Here is a 16665-nt window from a genome sequence, read left to right as displayed (position 1 = left end):
CAGTGAGCCATGTCGTTTATTTAATCGTAGCTAGAAAAAGGAGCGAATTTGCAAATTTTTTCTTTCCAAAACGGTTTTTTAAGTGGGAAATCATTATTTTTATGACAGAAATATTTCATTTGTGTAAAAAATGATACTTTTGCTTTTTAATTTTCGATTTTTTTAGTATGATAGAATAGGATATGAACTTCGGGTAATAAAAAGAAAAGGTGGTTTGAATGACTAGACAAACAAGAAAAGAACGACGAAAGCGTCTTGAGCGTAATAATCGTAATGAAAATTTAAAAAGAGGAGCAAAACTTGCAACGACTGCAGTAGCGTTAGGCTCAGTAATTGCACCTTCTGCTTTAATGAACATACAAAAAGTAAATGCACAAGAAACTGGCTATGCACAATCCTCAACTTCGACTTATGTTGATCAATTGGGTGGTTATGCAAAAGATGTTGCAAGTGCAAATGGTTTGTATGCATCTGTTATGGTTGCACAAGCGTTGCTTGAAAGTGGCTGGGGTGGTAGCACGCTTTCTCAAGCTCCGTATAACAATCTATTCGGTATAAAAGGAAGTTACCAAGGTCAAAGCGTTTCAATGCGTACAATGGAATATGTTGGAGGACAATGGGTCTCTATTAATGCAGATTTTCGTGCGTATCCGTCATTCAGAGAAAGTTTTGAAGACAATGCTCGACTTTTGCGTACTTCAATGGGTACTTATTATTCTGGAGCATGGAAAGAAAACACGACAAGTTATCGTGATGCAACGCAATATTTGCAAGGTCGTTATGCGACAGATCCAACGTATGCCTCTAAATTAAATGAGATTATTGAAAAATATGATCTTACACGCTTTGATACAGGAACTTCTGGTGGTGGTGTGAAAACACTCAAAATTGATGAAAAAACTGCGACATATTATACAGTTGAAGCAGGTGACTATCTTCAAAAAATTGCCAAGGAAAATAATGTATCTGTTAGTGAGTTAAAAGTGTGGAATAGCTTGACAGGAGATGTTATCTATATTGGTCAAAAGCTAATTGTTGCAGGGACTCCTGTTACAATTGATGAGCCAGAAGTACCAAAAGATGAACATTATACTGTCGTAGCAGGCGATAGTGTTTCAGCTATTAGTGAGAAGTATGGCATTTCAGCAGATGACTTTAGAGCATGGAATAACATTAAAAATGACTTCATTTACGCAGGTCAAGATGTAGTAGTCAAAAAAGGAAATGTTGAAACTCAAGCAACAGAAACAAAAGAAGTAGAACAAAAATCAACTTCTCAAAGCTACAAAGTAAAATCAGGCGATACCCTTTGGGGAATTGCAGAAGCTCACGGCTTAACTATCGAACAACTAAAAGAATTAAACGGTTTGGGCGACGGTATTATTTATGTAGGTCAGACTTTGGTAGTTGCTTAGAGGTAGGGTTAATCAAAAAAAAACAAGCGTACAGCCCAAAAACTGTACGCTTTTTTAGCATTAGCTACCAACTTCTTCATGAAACACTCGTTTGCTCACTTCGATGCGTTGCTCAGGTGTTAATTTTTTCACTTCAACAGCGTATCCGCTCACACGTAAAGTTAAATCCTCGTTTTTTGCACCTTTGCTTTCAAATTCGATTTCTTGCCCAATTTCAAGTGGTAAATTTCCGATATGGAGCATACGATCAACGCCATTTTCATCAATTACTTCAGCATACCCTTTGCCATCAAGCCATTTTACTGTTCCTTTTTCCATGAGAAAAACCTCCAATGTTAAGTGTTATAAAATCATTTATGGGCACCTCTAAAATAAATTTTAACACCATTCCAAAAAAATGTACTTGGATATGCTCAAGCGTAATAGACTGAAAGGAGAACAAAAAAACTCTATGTTTTTTACCTTAATTCAAGTGAAAAACATAGAGTTTTTGAATGTTTAACTTGAGGAATCCTCTTTTTTCTTATGGCTTAGCAAAATTTCGCTAATCTTTTTCCGGTATTCTGTTAGGAAAAAGAGTATCATGCCAACTACAAACAGCACTCCTCCAAAACGCATACCGTTTGGTAGGAAGGTGAATTTTACCGTATGTTTTCCGCTTGGCACTTTTACGCTTAGAAAGGCATTTTGTGCTTTTCTAATACTTGCTTTCTTGCCGTCAATTGTCACTTGCCACCCTTTGTCATAAGGAATGGTTGTATAAAGGATATTTTTCTCCTCTGTTGCGGTAAGTGTCATTTCAGCACTCTCGTTGCCAATTTTTGTTGTTGCGGCATCTGCTTTTATTTGCTCAACAGCACTTGTAAATGCTGGTACGTCGACAAGAAGAAGTTTTGGTTCAACTACGGTCACGTTTGGACTTCCGTAAAATTCGATTGAAAAATGTACTTTTTTTGTTTTCTCGGCATAACCGATATTGTAATATTGCCCTGTAATATCTATTTGAGATTTCGCACTTGCCTCTTCGATTTTAAGTTCAGCAGTGCTAGAGCCAATTTCGCTATGATTTGTAGCAAATAGGCTGATATATGCTTGTTTGTCGGCTGGTATTTCAGCTGAAAAATAAATTTTCTTAGCGACATCTCCTATTTTTTCGCTATAAGTAACCGTACCATTTTTGTTGTTTTTAACCGTCGTATTATCCATTTTATCCACATTCAGTGTTGCGAATGAAAAATAATTTTGATCCATTCCAGAAAGCGTGTTGAATAGTGTTTTTTGGTTGTAAAGATTGTCCGTTGGCATTGGTTTTACTTTGTAAATCTCTTCGTTTGTCAAAAATCCGAGCGGAAGTGAGTATTCGTTTTTGAAAAGTTTGTACTCTCCGCTTTGTGAAAGTGAATGAAAACCAAATTTTCTCACGTTGCTTTTGGCAATGTTGTACTCAATTCCAAACAGGCTGTCCATTAAAATGGTATTGTTGTCATAACGGATATTTAAATTGGTTCCCTCGCTACGAAAACCAAGCGTATCCATGAAATGACTAGAATGTCGATTGCGAATGGAACTAAAGAAACTAATGCCAGAGTAGCCAAAATTTAGATTATCATTTGGTGAAATGGAATCGAGATTTTCAAGTCTGGAAAATTCTTTACGATCCTTTTCAGCACGGTCAACAAGTGTCTGAATTGGCAAGTGTGGCGTAGCATATAGTCCACGACTAGCGTAATTCCAATCGTCCAAAATTCCGTTTATCATACCGCTTGTATTGATAAATCCTTCGATAGTGACAAGGCAAAGTAGGACGAAGAACATTTTTTTGGTTGACATTTTCAAATACTCAAATCCAGCAAATGCTAGAAAATAAAGGACGAAAAATAAAAATGTCACAATGACAATCTGTACGCTCAGGTAGGAATAACTTTCTTTTGCTGTCGCATAGACCAAACCAAAAATTGCACAAGTAACCAATATCACTCCAAGCCATTTTGGAAATTCCGTTTGGCTTAGTTTGTCAAATGCTTGTACTGCCAAATACAAGATGAGAAACGAGAACAAAAAGGCAAAACGGAATAAAAACATATTCGGCGAATGAAATCCTTGCCATGCTAAGTTGAGCCATTCAATGTAAAAACTTGCAATAAAAAGAGAAAGAATCAAGAAAAAACCGATTTTTTCTTTGAAATTTACTTTTTTACTTAAAAAATAAAAGATAGCAAGCAAAAGTGGCAGAATACCGATATATACGAAAGGGACACTTCCATATTTTGTTCCGTCATAAGAGGCGATAAAGTTTTTGGCAACAATATCCCAAAATTGTGTCGCCTCGGTTTTGAATGTGCTAATTTTACTCAATTTCTCGCCATTTTCTTTCAAATCTAAAAAGACAGGCAAGGTAAGGATTGTACTTGAGAGAATCGCTAAAATCGTTGAGCGAAGATAAGGGAGAATCGTTTTTTTGTATTCCTTAAAATTCCCAAAAAGTTTGACCAAATAGAGAAGAAAGGTAAAAATTCCAATCATGTAGCCAAAATAAAAATTGGTGAGAAATAAAAGAAAATAACTAAAAAATAACAAAGTCGTATGTTTTCCGTTTAAAATGCGATGAATCCCTAACACGACTAAAGGGAGCCAAACATAAGCATCTAGCCACATAATCAACTCACTTTGACTCATAGCAAAACTCATCAAAGGATAAGGGAGGCTCATCAATAAAATCCCCCAACGTGAGAGTTTGTTGACTAAATTTTTTGCTAAAAGCCAAAATGAAAAACCACTCGCTCCTACTTTGAGTAAGGTGATGAAATAAAGTGCGTCAGGTATGTTTTCGTTTTTAAAGAAAAAGACAAGTGGTGTAAAAATACCACCAAGATAATAACTGACAAGCGACAAATAATTGAGTCCGAGCGAGGTATTCCATGAGTAGAGTAAACCTTGTTTGCCATGTAACATATTGTTGAAACTTGCATGGAAATTGGAAAATTGAGCAAACGCATCACTTGCCAACACAGTTCTTGTACTTCCCCAATAAATGCCAATTGACAAATAGACGAAAAATAAAACGCTGAGTGGAATAAAAAAGCTAAGAAATGCGAACAAACCATTTTCTTTTATCCAAAATTTTATATTATTTTTTTTTGAAATCATAATTTCCTCCAATACAAAAACTAGGAATTTGTACTAAAAAATAGGTATTTCCTATATTTTATCATAAATTCCAATATTCAAAGGGGAATAGCTCGAAATTTTCTCTTTGTTTGTGATAAAATAGATACAAACTATACTTAGAAGAGGTGTAACATGAGAAAAAGAGGTTTTGAAATTATCGAAAAATATAGTGAGCAAAATCTTCACTTGCCTACTCGTGCAACAAAACACGCAGCGGGGTATGATTTTGAGGCGGCAGAAGATGTGGAAATTCCAAGTATTTGGTCTACGGGGATAAAAGCAGGTTGGAGTACGATTAAAGCTCTTGCCACAGCCAATGAATCAGACAAAAGTGTCAAGCCAACACTTGTTGCCACAGGGATAAAATCGTATATGCAAGAAGACGAATATTTACAACTTGCCAATCGTTCGAGCAACCCACTCAAGCGTTTCTTGTTGTTGGCAAATGGTGTAGGCGTGATTGATGCGGATTATTATAACAATCCAGACAATGAGGGGCATATTATGTTCCAATTCATTAATTTTGGTTTCTCGCCTGTCATGATTCAAAAAGGGGAGAGAATTGGACAAGGAATTTTCCATACATTTTTAAAAGCAGACAATGACGAAGTAGAAACAGAGCGTGAAAGTGGCTTTGGTAGCACAGGAAATTAAGTAGGAGAGGGGAGATTATTTGGCAAAAAAAGCGAAACGTATATTTCTTTGTCAAGAATGTGGTTACATGTCGCAAAAATATTTAGGACGTTGTCCGAATTGCGGTGCGTGGAGTACACTTGTTGAAGAAGTGGTAAGAGATGAAAAAGAGCAACGTGGTGCAAGAGTGAGTTTGTCTGGCGAGAGAAGTAAGCCGATGAAACTTGAAGAAGTGGAATACCGTGAAACGCCAAGAGTTGCAACCGACATGGAAGAATTTAACCGTGTTCTAGGCGGTGGCGTGGTGCCGGGAAGTTTGGTGCTAATCGGAGGCGACCCGGGGATTGGGAAGTCTACCTTGCTTTTGCAAGTTTCCAAGCAATTAAGTGAGCATGGAACGGTTTTGTATGTGTCAGGAGAAGAAAGTGCGTATCAGATTAAGTTAAGAAGTGAGCGACTTTCCGAAGAAGAAAATGATTTTTACCTTTATGCAGAAACCAATATGAACGATATTCGCATGGAAATCGAACGTATGGAGCCTGAGTTTGTGGTGATTGATTCTATTCAGACAATGCTCTTGCCGGATATTGACTCGATTCCGGGGACGGTGAGTCAAATTCGATCGATTACAGCAGAACTTTTGCAGCTTGCGAAATCCAATGATATAGCAATTTTCATTGTCGGTCATGTGACAAAAGAAGGCAATATTGCAGGACCGAGAATGCTTGAACATATGGTGGATACAGTGCTGTACTTTGAGGGAGAGCGGAGCAATTCATTCCGTATTTTACGTGCGGTGAAAAATCGTTTTGGTTCAACGAATGAAATCGGCATTTTTGATATGCACACACAAGGGTTGGTCGAAGTAACCAATCCAAGTGAAGTATTCCTAGAAGAACGTCTTGCCAATGCCACAGGTTCGGCAGTCGTTGCAGCTTTAGAAGGAACAAGACCAATTTTAGTGGAAATTCAAGCACTTGTCTCTCCCACACTTTTTGGCAATGCAAAACGCACTACCACAGGAATTGACTACAATCGTGCGAGTTTGATTATGGCAGTTTTGGAAAAGCGTGTTGGACTTCTTTTGCAAAATCAAGATGCTTATTTAAAAAGTGCGGGGGGCGTAAAATTAGTAGAGCCAGCCATTGACTTAGCCGTTGCTGTTGCAATCGCCTCAAGTTATAAGGAAAAAGGAACGCAAGAAACAGATTGTTTTATCGGAGAAATTGGTTTGACAGGCGAAATCAGACGTGTGACAAGAATTGAACAACGTGTGCATGAGGCGGAAAAACTAGGGTTTAAACGTATTTTCGTGCCAAAAAATAACGCACAAAGCGTACAAAATGTAAAAAATGTGGAAATTATTCCAGTATCGACCATTTCAGAGGTTGTGGAGAAAGTTTTCCGTTAAGAGTAACTTTAAAACTCCGAGAAGTGTGAGTTTTAAAGGGTGCTTTATTATGACAGAGTGGGAGAAAAAACGTAGCTAAATTTTCTTTCTTCCCACCCTTGTCCTTTTAAACGAAAGAGGGGGTATTATGCAAAAACGAATGATTCAACTTATATTTGTCCTCATTGGTGCAAGCCTTGGGACAGGACTATTGCCGGGAGTATGGAAACTCTTAGGCGATGACCATTGGAAGTTGCTTGACAACTCATTTACAAATGGAAGTTTAGGAGCAATTATATTTTTATTTTTATCCTTTGCATTTGCAGGGAATATTGTAAATGGATTGAATCGAGCAGATAAAAAAATTGCCAAAATTTCACTTCAGGCGTTGTTATTTGGAGGGCTTGGATTTTTGATAGGATTGCTTGCAGGAGCGTTACTATCACTTCCGTTATTCTTCTTGAATATTCCAGTTATCAGTACGATATTGCCAATTATTTTGATTGTACTACTAGCGTATTTCGGACTTCGTGTGGGAATTTCTCGCAAGGAAGAGTTGGTAAAAACTTTTGTAGGGAAAAAGAAAACGCAAGTGGACATTGAAGAACCTCAAAAAGAGGAGTTAGTCGAAAGTGAATTGCTTGAGAGTGTGGCAAACGTCAAATTGCTTGACACAAGCGTGATTATTGACGGAAGAATTTATGACATTGCCAAAACTGGATTTTTGGAAGGGACGATTGTCATTCCGAATTTTGTTTTGTTTGAGTTACAAAAAATCTCAGATTCAAGCGACAACCTCAAACGTGTGCGTGGACGTCGTGGACTAGACATTTTAAATGCTTTGCAAAAACTAGAGGACGTTGAAGTTGAAATGTACGAAGGCGATTTTGACGACATCACTGAAGTAGACGAAAAATTACTCAAACTCGGTCGTATGTGGGGTGCTGCTGTTGTGACCAATGATTTCAATTTGAACAAAGTGGCACAATTTCAAAAAGTGTCTGTTCTCAATATCAACGAGCTTGCCAATGCCGTAAAACCTGTCGTGATACCGGGTGAGGCGATGACAGTGACGATTGTGAAAAGCGGAACGGAACGCTCTCAAGGGGTGGCATATTTGGACGACGGTACGATGATTGTCGTGGAAGACGGGCAGCACTTTATGAACAAAGAATTAAAAGTTGTCGTAACGAGCGTTATTCAAACGAATGCAGGAAAAATGATTTTTGCTAAACCGACACATTCTACTAGAACGATTGAAAACAGGGAGAAATAAGATGAAATACGAAGCGATTCTCCTAGCCGCAGGAAGTGGCAAACGTATGGAGAGTGAGGAAAATAAGGTGTTTTTAGAATTGGGCAATCGTGCAATTTTGAGCTATTCGATTGACCTTTTCTTAGCGGATGAAAAATGCGTGCATTTGATTTTGGTAGGAAAAACATCTGAGATGAGCGAGTTGAAAAAACTTGTGCCACAAAGTAAAAAAGCAGTGAGCTTTGTTGTGGGGGGAAGTGAACGACAATATTCCGTTTATGCGGGAGTAAAAGCGATAAAAAATGATGAGAACGCAATTTTAGTGCATGACGGAGCAAGACCTTTTGTGAGAAAAGAGCAGATAGATGATTTATGCCTTGCACTTGAAGAAAATCACGCAGTATTATTAGGTGTGCCAGTCAAAGATACGATAAAATCAGTTTTTAATAAGAAAGTTGCAAAAACGGTGCCAAGAGAAGCACTCTATGGCGCACAAACTCCGCAAATGATCAGAGGACAAATGTTTTACCAAGGACATCTCTGGGCAGAAGAAGACGACTTTTTAGGAACAGACGATGTTTCGCTTGTCGAAGAATATTTTCCAGAGGCAACGATTGAAATGGTGAATGGAAGTTATGAAAATATAAAATTGACCACACCAGAAGACTTGATTTTAGGTGAGGCGATTTTAAATAATAAAAGGGCAAAAGGAGAAGAAAATGGATAATAGAATGAAGTACACGATTGACAGCAATATGCAATTTCCGCTTGTTGAGGTTGGACTTGAAAAAGGAGAAAGTGTCTATATTTCACGAGGAAGTATGGTTTATCATACACCAAGTGTGACACTTAACACGGAATTGAATGCAAAAGGAACAGGTGTAGGGAAATTATTTAAAGCAATGGCGAGAAGTGCGGTGAGTGGTGAGTCTACGTTTATTACAAAAGCTATTTCCAGTGCAGATGACGGCGTGATTGCTCTTGCACCGTCAACACCCGGACAAGTAGTAGCTCTTGAGTTGGGCGAACAACAATATCGCTTAAATGACGGAGCATTTCTTGCAATGGACGGCTCTGCAAGTTATACAATGGAAAGTCAATCTATCGGAAAATCTTTATTTGGTGGTCAAGGCGGTTTCTTCGTCATGACGACACAAGGTGAAGGTGTTCTTTTGGCGAATACATTTGGCTCAATCAAGAAAATCAGCATTGAAAATCAATCGCTCACCATTGATAATGCTCACGTTGTCGCATGGTCTACTTCTCTTGATTACAATATTCACACGGAAAATGGTTGGATCCAATCTATCGGTACAGGAGAAGGAATTGTCAATACCTTTCATGGTACAGGTGAAATTTATATTCAGAGCTTGAATCTTCAAACATTTGCTGAGATTATGGGAAGTTATTTGGATAGGAGTGGAAGCTGATGTGTTCATTTAGAATAGGACATGGGATAGATGTTCATCAGTTAGTAGAAAATAGAAAATGTATCATTGGAGGCGTGGAAATTCCATATGAATTGGGGCTTTTAGGGCATAGTGATGCAGATGTGTTGCTCCATGCGATTACAGATGCCATTTTAGGTGCTGCCGCTCTTGGGGACATTGGGCACGCTTTTCCACCAGATGACAAAAGTATCGAGGGGATTTCAAGTGGAGTAATGCTTGAAAAAAGTTTTTCTCGTGTGAAATCTCTTGGATACAAAGTTTCTAATATTGATGCTACCATACTTGCTGAGGCACCGAAAATGAAACCTTATCTTGAAGAAATGAAAGAAAATATCGCAAAAATTTGTGAAATAGAGCGAGAACAAGTGAATGTGAAGGCAACAACAACCGAAAAACTTGGTTTCATTGGGCGAAAAGAAGGAATTGCTGCTGAGGCTGTTTGTCTGCTTGTAAAGGAGTAGGGAATGGTTGAAAATATTGAACGTTTTTTAATCGCACAAGATGACGGTGAATATGAAAAAGCTCTTTTTGAAATTCAATCAGGACGTAAAATGTCGCATTGGATATGGTATATTTTTCCGCAACTAAAAATATTAGGAGCAAGCGAGGTAGCAAAATTTTACGGCATTGAAAACAAAGCGGAAGGGCTTGCTTATTGGGACAACCCACTCCTAAAGAAACGTTTAGTCGAAATTTCAACGGCACTTTTATCGTTAGAATACCGCAACCCTAAGCATATTTTGGGTTATCCAGACAATAAAAAAGTAAAGTCGTGCATGACACTTTTTGAAGTAATCGCTCCAGAAGAGCGAGTATTTGGCGAAGTATTGGAGAAATTTTATCGTGGTGAGAGGGATTGGGTGACTTTGGGGGAGTTGAAGAGGGAATAATTAAGGTGTGTGTTTTTTGGAAAATAACGGAATGATGTTATTTTTATTTAAAAAATCTTGATTTTACAGGGGAAGTTTGTTAAAATAGTTTCTATTGAGCAAAGCAATAGCAGTGCTTAACTCAACTTGGATTATTTTATAACAGTCAATTATAAAAATCAAGGGAAAGTTTGGCAAAATCGTGAACTTTTCTTTGATTTTTCTTTTTTTAGCCCTCTTAAATCCCGATATTATTGAGAAAAACACTTTTAACCAAAATTTAGACACACACTTGTTTAACTTTTACATTGAAATTTCTTCAGAAATTTAGTAAACTATTGGAGTTGCCACCCTTAGTGTAATGGATATCACGTGAGATTCCGGTTCTCAAAATAGCGGTTCGATTCCGTTAGGGTGGATAACAAAAACAGATAAACGCACTCACACCAGCGGTTATCTGCTTTTTTCTAGTGAATAAATAATTAAATTCTTGAATTTATTAAAAGAATTCTTATTAAAAAATTATCATTTTTTTCATACGTTTTCATTGACAAGGTAGGAAAAAAGTGGTAGAATTATGAATGTAAGCGAAAGAAATGGAACTTACAAAAATTTTTAGTCTGTTCGGGTCGTGAAATGTCATAGTTGGACGTTTTATGTCCACGAGGTGAAGGAATGCAGAATGAGTGGAAATTACTTGAATATATTGCACCAGACCTTTTGGATAAGATGAATCAGCGATTTCGTATTTTACGAAACATTTACTGGCTTGCACCGATTGGTAGACGTAACCTTTGTGAAAAGGTGGGGCTGACAGAGCGTGTCTTGCGTGGTGAAACAGATTTCCTAAAGGAAACTGGCTTGATTACTATGAACAATAGTGGAATGCGTTTGACAGAAAAAGGGAATGAAGTCTATGCAGAACTTGAAAAACTATTAGATAGTTTGTTCGGGATGCGTGAAATAGAAAATCGTCTTGCAGAGCATTTTGGTATTCAACAGGCAGTTGTCGTTGCAGGTGACTGTGACGTGCAGGAAAAAATATTGGAAGAATTTGGTGCCAATCTCTCAGAATTGCTGAATGACCGTTTGCCAACAGGTGAAAACATCATTGCAGTCATGGGCGGTAGTACGATTGCTAAAGTGGCAAAAAATTTGACGAGGCTAGAAACGGATAAACGTCATAATATTTTTGTACCAGCACGTGGCGGTATTGGTGAGGCGGTAGATGTGCAGGCGAATACGGTGTCAGCGGTTATGGCAACCAAAACGCATGGTACGCATAGAGCTTTATATGTGCCAGAACAAGTCAAAAGCGACACGTACGAGTTGCTCATTCAAGAGCCAGCTATTCAAGAAGTGCTGACATTGATACGACAATCTGGTTGTGTGATTCATTCGATTGGTAAAGCAATGTATATGGCACGCAGGCGGAAAATGAGCGAAGAAACGCTACGACTTTTAAAAGAGAAAAAAGCAGTGGCAGAAAGTTTTGGTTATTTTTTCGATGAACAAGGGCTATTAGTTTACAAAATGCACCGAATAGGGCTACAATTAGAACAGCTAGAAAAAATCCCTTTGATTTTTGCAATAGCAGGTGGCAAATCAAAAGCGAAAGTAATTAACGCTTATATGAAAAATGCCCCAAAACAAACAATCCTTATCACAGATGAGGCTTGTGCAAATGAGATTTTAAAAGGGTTCGCCCCTTTAAAATAAATATATTTTTGATTTTCGTAAGGAGGAAATCTTCAAATGACAGTAAAAGTAGGTATTAACGGTTTCGGACGTATTGGTCGTTTGGCATTACGCCGTATCCAAAACGTTGACGGAGTAGAAGTTGTTGCAATCAACGACTTAACAGACTCAAAAATGTTGGCTCATCTTTTGAAATACGATACAACTCAAGGACGTTTCGACGGAACAGTTGAAATCGAAGAAGATGGATTTGTAGTAAACGGTAAAAAAATTGCTGTTTCTAAAGAGCCAAATCCAGAAAACATCGGATGGGACAAATACGGTGTTGACGTAGTTCTTGAAGCTACTGGTTTCTTCGCTACAAAAGAAAAAGCTGAACTTCACATTAAAGGTGGAGCGAAAAAAGTTGTAATCACAGCTCCTGGTGGAAGCGATGTGAAAACAATTGTTTTCAACACAAACCACGAAATCCTTGACGGAACTGAAACTGTTATTTCTGCTGGTTCTTGTACAACAAACTGCTTGGCTCCAATGGCTGATGCGTTGAACAAAAACTTCGGAATTAAAGCTGGTACTATGACAACAGTTCATGGTTATACTGGTGACCAAATGACTCTTGATGGACCACACCGTGGTGGCGACCTTCGTCGTGCACGTGCTGCTGCAGAAAACATTACACCTAACTCAACTGGTGCTGCAAAAGCAATTGGTTTGGTAATTCCTGAGTTGAACGGTAAGCTTTCTGGTCATGCTCAACGTGTGCCAGTTCCAACTGGTTCATTGACAGAACTTGTTACTATTTTAGACAAAAAAGTAACAGTTGACGAAGTAAATGCTGCAATGAAAGCTGCTGCAAACGAATCTTACGGATACAACGAAGACGAAATCGTTTCTAGCGATATTGTTGGTATCGGATTTGGTTCATTGTTTGATGCGACTCAAACAGAAATCATCACTGGTGATGACAATGCTCAATTGGTGAAAACTGTTTCTTGGTACGATAACGAAATGAGCTACACTGCTCAATTGGTTCGTACAGTTGCACACTTCGCAAGCCTTATCGAAAAATAATTCGATTGAGTTTGTTTGACAGAACTTGTCAGCGGGGAAGCGCGTCGCTTCCCTGTTTTTTTACGAAAAGCAATTACAAAAAATATAAAAAAAGGGGTATCTACTCATGGCGAAATTAACAGTAAAAGACCTTGATTTAAAAGGGAAAAAAGTATTGGTACGTGTAGACTTTAACGTTCCATTGAAAGACGGAGTAATTACAAACGACAACCGTATCACAGCTGCTCTTCCAACTATCCAATATATTTTGGAACAAGGTGGACGTGCGATTCTTTTCTCTCACTTAGGACGTGTAAAAGAAGAAGCAGACAAAGCTGGTAAATCTCTTGCACCTGTTGCAAAAGCTCTTGGTGAAAAACTTGGAAAAGAAGTGGTATTCCCAGGAGCAACTCGTGGAGCTGACCTTGAAAATGCCATTAGTGCTTTGAATGACGGGGACATTCTTTTAGTAGAAAACACTCGTTTTGAAGATGTTGATGGTAAAAAAGAATCAAAAAATGATGCTGAACTTGGAAAATATTGGGCTGGTCTTGGAGACGATATTTTTGTCAATGACGCATTTGGTACAGCTCACCGTACTCACGCGTCAAACGTTGGGATTTCTTCAAATGTTTCTCAAGCGGCAGCTGGTTTCTTATTAGAAAACGAAATTGCTTATATTCAAGAGGCAGTTGAAAAACCAGTTCGTCCATTTGTTGCAATTCTTGGTGGTTCTAAAGTATCAGATAAAATCGGTGTAATCGAAAACTTGCTTGCAAAAGCAGACAAAGTAATCATCGGTGGTGGAATGACGTATACATTCTACAAAGCACAAGGAATTGAAATCGGAAACTCTTTAGTGGAAGAAGATAAACTTGATTTAGCAAAAGCATTGATGGAAAAAGCTGGAGATAAATTAATCTTGCCAGTTGACTCAAAAGAAGCAAACGCATTTGCAGACTATACAGACGTTAAAGATACAGAAGGTGAAGCAGTAGATGCAGGATACCTTGGTCTTGACATTGGTCCTAAATCTATTGCGAAATTTGTAAAAGATTTAGAAGGTGCAAAAACAGTTGTATGGAACGGTCCTATGGGAGTATTTGAAAACCCTGATTTCCAAGCAGGAACAATTGGTGTAATGGATGCAATCGTGGCTCAACCGGGTGTGAAATCAATTATCGGTGGCGGAGATTCTGCAGCTGCAGCAATCAACCTTGGTCGTGCAGAAAAATTCTCATGGATCTCAACAGGTGGCGGAGCATCAATGGAATTGTTAGAAGGAAAAGAACTTCCAGGTCTTACGGCATTGACAGAAAAATAAAAGTAGTAGTTGCTAAAAGTTGGAGAAAGTTTGTCTTAGATGCAAATTTTCTCCAACTGAACAGCTTTATGAAAATAAAAGACTATATATTTTAGAAAAAATACTAAGGAGTATCATCATGAGAAAACCAATTATCGCAGGAAACTGGAAAATGAACAAAACTTTGGCAGAAGCACAAGCATTTGTTGAGGCAGTAAAAAATAACATTCCCTCAAAAGAATTAGTAGATACTGTTATTGGAAGTCCTGCACTTTTCTTGGCATCAATGAACGAACTTCGTCAAGGAACTGATTTGCAACTTTCTGCACAAAACAGCTATTTTGAAAATGCTGGAGCGTTTACAGGTGAAACTTCACCTGCTGCTATTGCTGATTTAGGTATTGAATATATCATCATCGGTCACAGCGAACGTCGTGAATATTTCCATGAAACAGATGAAGACATTAACAAAAAAGCAAAAGCAATCATTGCCAATGGTGTAACACCAATTATTTGTTGTGGTGAAAGTCTTGAAACATTTGAAGCAGGAAAAACTGCTGAATGGGTAGAAGGACAAATTACTGCTGCATTGAAAGATTTAACAGCAGAACAAGTTTCTAACTTGGTGATTGCTTATGAGCCAATCTGGGCGATTGGAACAGGGAAATCTGCAACGGCTGAAATTGCTGATGACACTTGTGGCGTGGTGCGTACAACTGTTGAAAAACTTTATGGAAAAGAAGTTTCTGAAAAAGTACGTGTGCAATACGGTGGTTCTGTGAAACCAGAAAACGTGGCAGAATACATGAGCAAAGAAAATGTAGACGGAGCTTTAGTAGGCGGAGCTTCTTTAGATGCTGAATCATTCTTAGCATTATTGGATTTTGTAAAATAAATGAAAATCAACTGAAAATGATTTATTCTTTTCATTGAAAACAAATCGAAAAAGCGATACAATTAAAACTGTCATAAAGAGAATTTCTCTTTAAATAAAAACAAACTCAAAGGAGATACAACAATGTCATTAATTACTGATGTTTACGCTCGCGAAGTCCTTGACTCTCGTGGAAACCCAACAATCGAAGTAGAGGTTTATACTGAATCTGGAGCATTCGGTCGTGGTATGGTGCCAAGTGGTGCATCAACTGGTGAACACGAAGCAGTTGAATTGCGTGACGGAGACAAGTCTCGTTACCTTGGGAAAGGTGTTCAAAAAGCAGTAGATAACGTAAACAATGTTATCGCTGAAGCTCTTATCGGTTTCGATGTACGCGACCAACAATTAATCGACCGTACAATGATTGCTTTGGACGGCACTCCAACAAAAGGTAAATTAGGAGCAAACGCTATTCTTGGTGTATCTATCGCTGCGGCTCGTGCTGCTGCTGACTACCTTGAAGTACCTCTTTACCAATATCTTGGTGGATTCAATACAAAAGTATTGCCAACTCCAATGATGAACATTATCAATGGTGGTTCTCACGCTGATAACTCTATTGACTTCCAAGAGTTCATGATTATGCCAGTTGGTGCACCAACATTTAAAGAAGCACTTCGTTATGGTGCAGAAGTATTCCACGCTCTTGCTTCAATCTTGAAAGCAAAAGGTTACTCAACAGCTGTTGGTGACGAAGGTGGATTTGCACCAAACTTGAAATCAAACGACGAAGGTTTTGATGTAATCATCGAAGCAATTGAAAAAGCTGGTTATGTTCCTGGGAAAGACATTGTTCTTGCAATGGACGCTGCATCAAGTGAGTTCTACAACAAAGAAAAAGGTGTTTACGAATTTGGTAAACTTGCAAACAAACCAGAAGAAGAATGGGAATTGAAATCTGAAAAAGAAATGATTGCTTACTATGAAGAATTAGTTTCTAAATACCCAATCATCTCTATCGAAGATGGATTAGACGAAAACGACTGGGAAGGTTGGAAAGAATTTACAAAAGTTCTTGGCGACAAAGTGCAATTAGTAGGTGATGACTTCTTCGTAACAAACACTGACTACTTGGCTCGTGGTATCGCTGAGGGAGCTGCAAACTCTATCCTTATCAAAGTAAACCAAATTGGTACTTTAACTGAAACATTTGAAGCAATCGAAATGGCGAAAGAAGCTGGCTACACTGCAGTAGTTTCTCACCGTTCTGGTGAAACTGAGGATTCAACAATTGCTGACATCTCAGTTGCGACAAACGCTGGTCAAATCAAAACTGGTTCACTTTCACGTACAGACCGTATTGCGAAATACAACCAATTACTTCGTATTGAAGACCAACTTGGTGATGTTGCAGAATACAAAGGCTTGAAATCTTTCTACAACGTTAAAGACGATTCTCGTTTTAATGCGTAATAGATAAAAAACGTAGGATAAACCTAGTAAAATAAAAAAATCGCAGAAACTTCATTTTCTCAACTGAAGTTTTTGCGGTTTTC

The 16665-nt window shown here is 38.2% G+C and carries 15 protein-coding genes and 1 tRNA gene; 14 read left to right on the top strand and 2 right to left on the bottom strand.

Annotated elements, in window-relative coordinates; all coding sequences use genetic code 11:
- Nucleotides 1-218 precede the first annotated feature (218 nt).
- Nucleotides 219-1415: a LysM peptidoglycan-binding domain-containing protein gene (locus B5D30_RS14415; protein WP_078806009.1), complete on the top strand. Its 1197-nt coding sequence runs from the start codon at nucleotides 219-221 to the stop codon at nucleotides 1413-1415.
- 60 nt (nucleotides 1416-1475) lie between these two features.
- On the opposite strand, the gene B5D30_RS00210 is transcribed toward B5D30_RS14415, so the two are convergent.
- Both B5D30_RS00210 and B5D30_RS00205 read right to left on the bottom strand, forming a co-directional pair.
- On the bottom strand, nucleotides 1476-1733 hold the full coding sequence (locus B5D30_RS00210; protein WP_078806008.1) for a glycyl radical enzyme family protein: 258 nt from the start codon (nucleotides 1731-1733) through the stop codon (nucleotides 1476-1478).
- Between the two features lie 180 nt (nucleotides 1734-1913).
- The gene (locus B5D30_RS00205; RefSeq protein WP_078806007.1) at nucleotides 1914-4562 is read right to left on the bottom strand and encodes a YfhO family protein; all 2649 of its coding nucleotides are present in this window, start codon (nucleotides 4560-4562) and stop codon (nucleotides 1914-1916) included.
- A gap of 153 nt (nucleotides 4563-4715) precedes the next feature.
- Here B5D30_RS00205 and B5D30_RS00200 point away from each other — a divergent pair, with 153 nt between their 5' ends.
- From B5D30_RS00200 to eno, 13 genes are all read left to right on the top strand, one after another.
- On the top strand, nucleotides 4716-5237 hold the full coding sequence (locus B5D30_RS00200; protein ID WP_078806006.1) for a dCTP deaminase/dUTPase family protein: 522 nt from the start codon (nucleotides 4716-4718) through the stop codon (nucleotides 5235-5237).
- A gap of 19 nt (nucleotides 5238-5256) precedes the next feature.
- A complete protein-coding gene (gene radA / locus B5D30_RS00195) occupies nucleotides 5257-6627 on the top strand; it encodes a DNA repair protein RadA (RefSeq protein WP_078806005.1) in 1371 nt (456 codons plus the stop codon).
- A 127-nt stretch (nucleotides 6628-6754) separates the two neighbouring features.
- The gene (locus B5D30_RS00190) at nucleotides 6755-7882 is read left to right on the top strand and encodes a PIN/TRAM domain-containing protein (protein ID WP_078806004.1); all 1128 of its coding nucleotides are present in this window, start codon (nucleotides 6755-6757) and stop codon (nucleotides 7880-7882) included.
- A gap of 1 nt (nucleotide 7883) precedes the next feature.
- Nucleotides 7884-8588 carry a 2-C-methyl-D-erythritol 4-phosphate cytidylyltransferase gene (gene ispD / locus B5D30_RS00185; protein ID WP_078806003.1) on the top strand — a complete coding sequence of 235 codons (705 nt, stop codon included), beginning with the start codon at nucleotides 7884-7886 and terminating at the stop codon, nucleotides 8586-8588.
- Nucleotides 8589-8592: 4 nt separating this feature from the next.
- The gene (locus B5D30_RS00180) at nucleotides 8593-9291 is read left to right on the top strand and encodes a TIGR00266 family protein (RefSeq protein ID WP_078806123.1); all 699 of its coding nucleotides are present in this window, start codon (nucleotides 8593-8595) and stop codon (nucleotides 9289-9291) included.
- On the top strand, nucleotides 9291-9773 hold the full coding sequence (gene ispF, locus B5D30_RS00175) for a 2-C-methyl-D-erythritol 2,4-cyclodiphosphate synthase (RefSeq protein ID WP_078806002.1): 483 nt from the start codon (nucleotides 9291-9293) through the stop codon (nucleotides 9771-9773). Before B5D30_RS00180 ends, ispF begins: the two co-directional genes overlap by 1 nt.
- 3 nt (nucleotides 9774-9776) lie before the next feature.
- Nucleotides 9777-10202 (top strand): DUF1810 domain-containing protein, encoded by a 426-nt coding sequence (locus tag B5D30_RS00170; RefSeq protein WP_078806001.1) that lies wholly within the window; start codon nucleotides 9777-9779, stop codon nucleotides 10200-10202.
- 326 nt (nucleotides 10203-10528) lie between these two features.
- Nucleotides 10529-10600, top strand: a tRNA-Arg gene (locus tag B5D30_RS00165).
- A gap of 256 nt (nucleotides 10601-10856) precedes the next feature.
- Entirely contained in the window at nucleotides 10857-11900 is a 1044-nt protein-coding gene (locus tag B5D30_RS00160; RefSeq protein ID WP_078806000.1) for a sugar-binding transcriptional regulator, read from the top strand.
- A gap of 36 nt (nucleotides 11901-11936) precedes the next feature.
- Nucleotides 11937-12950, top strand: coding sequence for a type I glyceraldehyde-3-phosphate dehydrogenase (gap, locus tag B5D30_RS00155; RefSeq protein WP_078805999.1), 1014 nt, complete (start codon nucleotides 11937-11939; stop codon nucleotides 12948-12950).
- 106 nt (nucleotides 12951-13056) lie between these two features.
- Nucleotides 13057-14253 carry a phosphoglycerate kinase gene (locus B5D30_RS00150; protein WP_078805998.1) on the top strand — a complete coding sequence of 399 codons (1197 nt, stop codon included), beginning with the start codon at nucleotides 13057-13059 and terminating at the stop codon, nucleotides 14251-14253.
- 118 nt (nucleotides 14254-14371) lie between these two features.
- Nucleotides 14372-15127, top strand: a complete 756-nt coding sequence (gene tpiA, locus B5D30_RS00145; RefSeq protein ID WP_078805997.1) for a triose-phosphate isomerase — start codon at nucleotides 14372-14374, stop codon at nucleotides 15125-15127.
- A gap of 123 nt (nucleotides 15128-15250) precedes the next feature.
- The gene (eno, locus tag B5D30_RS00140) at nucleotides 15251-16582 is read left to right on the top strand and encodes a phosphopyruvate hydratase (protein ID WP_078805996.1); all 1332 of its coding nucleotides are present in this window, start codon (nucleotides 15251-15253) and stop codon (nucleotides 16580-16582) included.
- Nucleotides 16583-16665 lie beyond the last annotated feature (83 nt).

Source organism: Pilibacter termitis (assembly GCF_900167335.1).
GTDB classification, from domain to species: Bacteria; Bacillota; Bacilli; order Lactobacillales; family Streptococcaceae; genus Pilibacter; species Pilibacter termitis.
The sequence above is the reverse complement of the archived record's forward strand: the minus strand, read 5'-3'. Positions and strand labels throughout refer to the sequence as shown.

What these genes read in the sequence shown, in the direction of transcription:
- B5D30_RS14415 (WP_078806009.1), top strand. Translation starts at nt 219, where the DNA reads ATGACTAGACAAACAAGAAAAGAACGACGAAAGCGTCTTGAGCGTAAT.
- B5D30_RS00210 (WP_078806008.1), bottom strand. Translation starts at nt 1,733, where the DNA reads ATGGAAAAAGGAACAGTAAAATGGCTTGATGGCAAAGGGTATGCTGAA.
- B5D30_RS00205 (WP_078806007.1), bottom strand. Translation starts at nt 4,562, where the DNA reads ATGATTTCAAAAAAAAATAATATAAAATTTTGGATAAAAGAAAATGGT.
- B5D30_RS00200 (WP_078806006.1), top strand. Translation starts at nt 4,716, where the DNA reads ATGAGAAAAAGAGGTTTTGAAATTATCGAAAAATATAGTGAGCAAAAT.
- B5D30_RS00190 (WP_078806004.1), top strand. Translation starts at nt 6,755, where the DNA reads ATGCAAAAACGAATGATTCAACTTATATTTGTCCTCATTGGTGCAAGC.
- ispD (WP_078806003.1), top strand. Translation starts at nt 7,884, where the DNA reads ATGAAATACGAAGCGATTCTCCTAGCCGCAGGAAGTGGCAAACGTATG.
- B5D30_RS00180 (WP_078806123.1), top strand. Translation starts at nt 8,593, where the DNA reads ATGAAGTACACGATTGACAGCAATATGCAATTTCCGCTTGTTGAGGTT.
- ispF (WP_078806002.1), top strand. Translation starts at nt 9,291, where the DNA reads ATGTGTTCATTTAGAATAGGACATGGGATAGATGTTCATCAGTTAGTA.
- B5D30_RS00170 (WP_078806001.1), top strand. Translation starts at nt 9,777, where the DNA reads ATGGTTGAAAATATTGAACGTTTTTTAATCGCACAAGATGACGGTGAA.
- B5D30_RS00160 (WP_078806000.1), top strand. Translation starts at nt 10,857, where the DNA reads ATGCAGAATGAGTGGAAATTACTTGAATATATTGCACCAGACCTTTTG.
- gap (WP_078805999.1), top strand. Translation starts at nt 11,937, where the DNA reads ATGACAGTAAAAGTAGGTATTAACGGTTTCGGACGTATTGGTCGTTTG.
- B5D30_RS00150 (WP_078805998.1), top strand. Translation starts at nt 13,057, where the DNA reads ATGGCGAAATTAACAGTAAAAGACCTTGATTTAAAAGGGAAAAAAGTA.
- tpiA (WP_078805997.1), top strand. Translation starts at nt 14,372, where the DNA reads ATGAGAAAACCAATTATCGCAGGAAACTGGAAAATGAACAAAACTTTG.
- eno (WP_078805996.1), top strand. Translation starts at nt 15,251, where the DNA reads ATGTCATTAATTACTGATGTTTACGCTCGCGAAGTCCTTGACTCTCGT.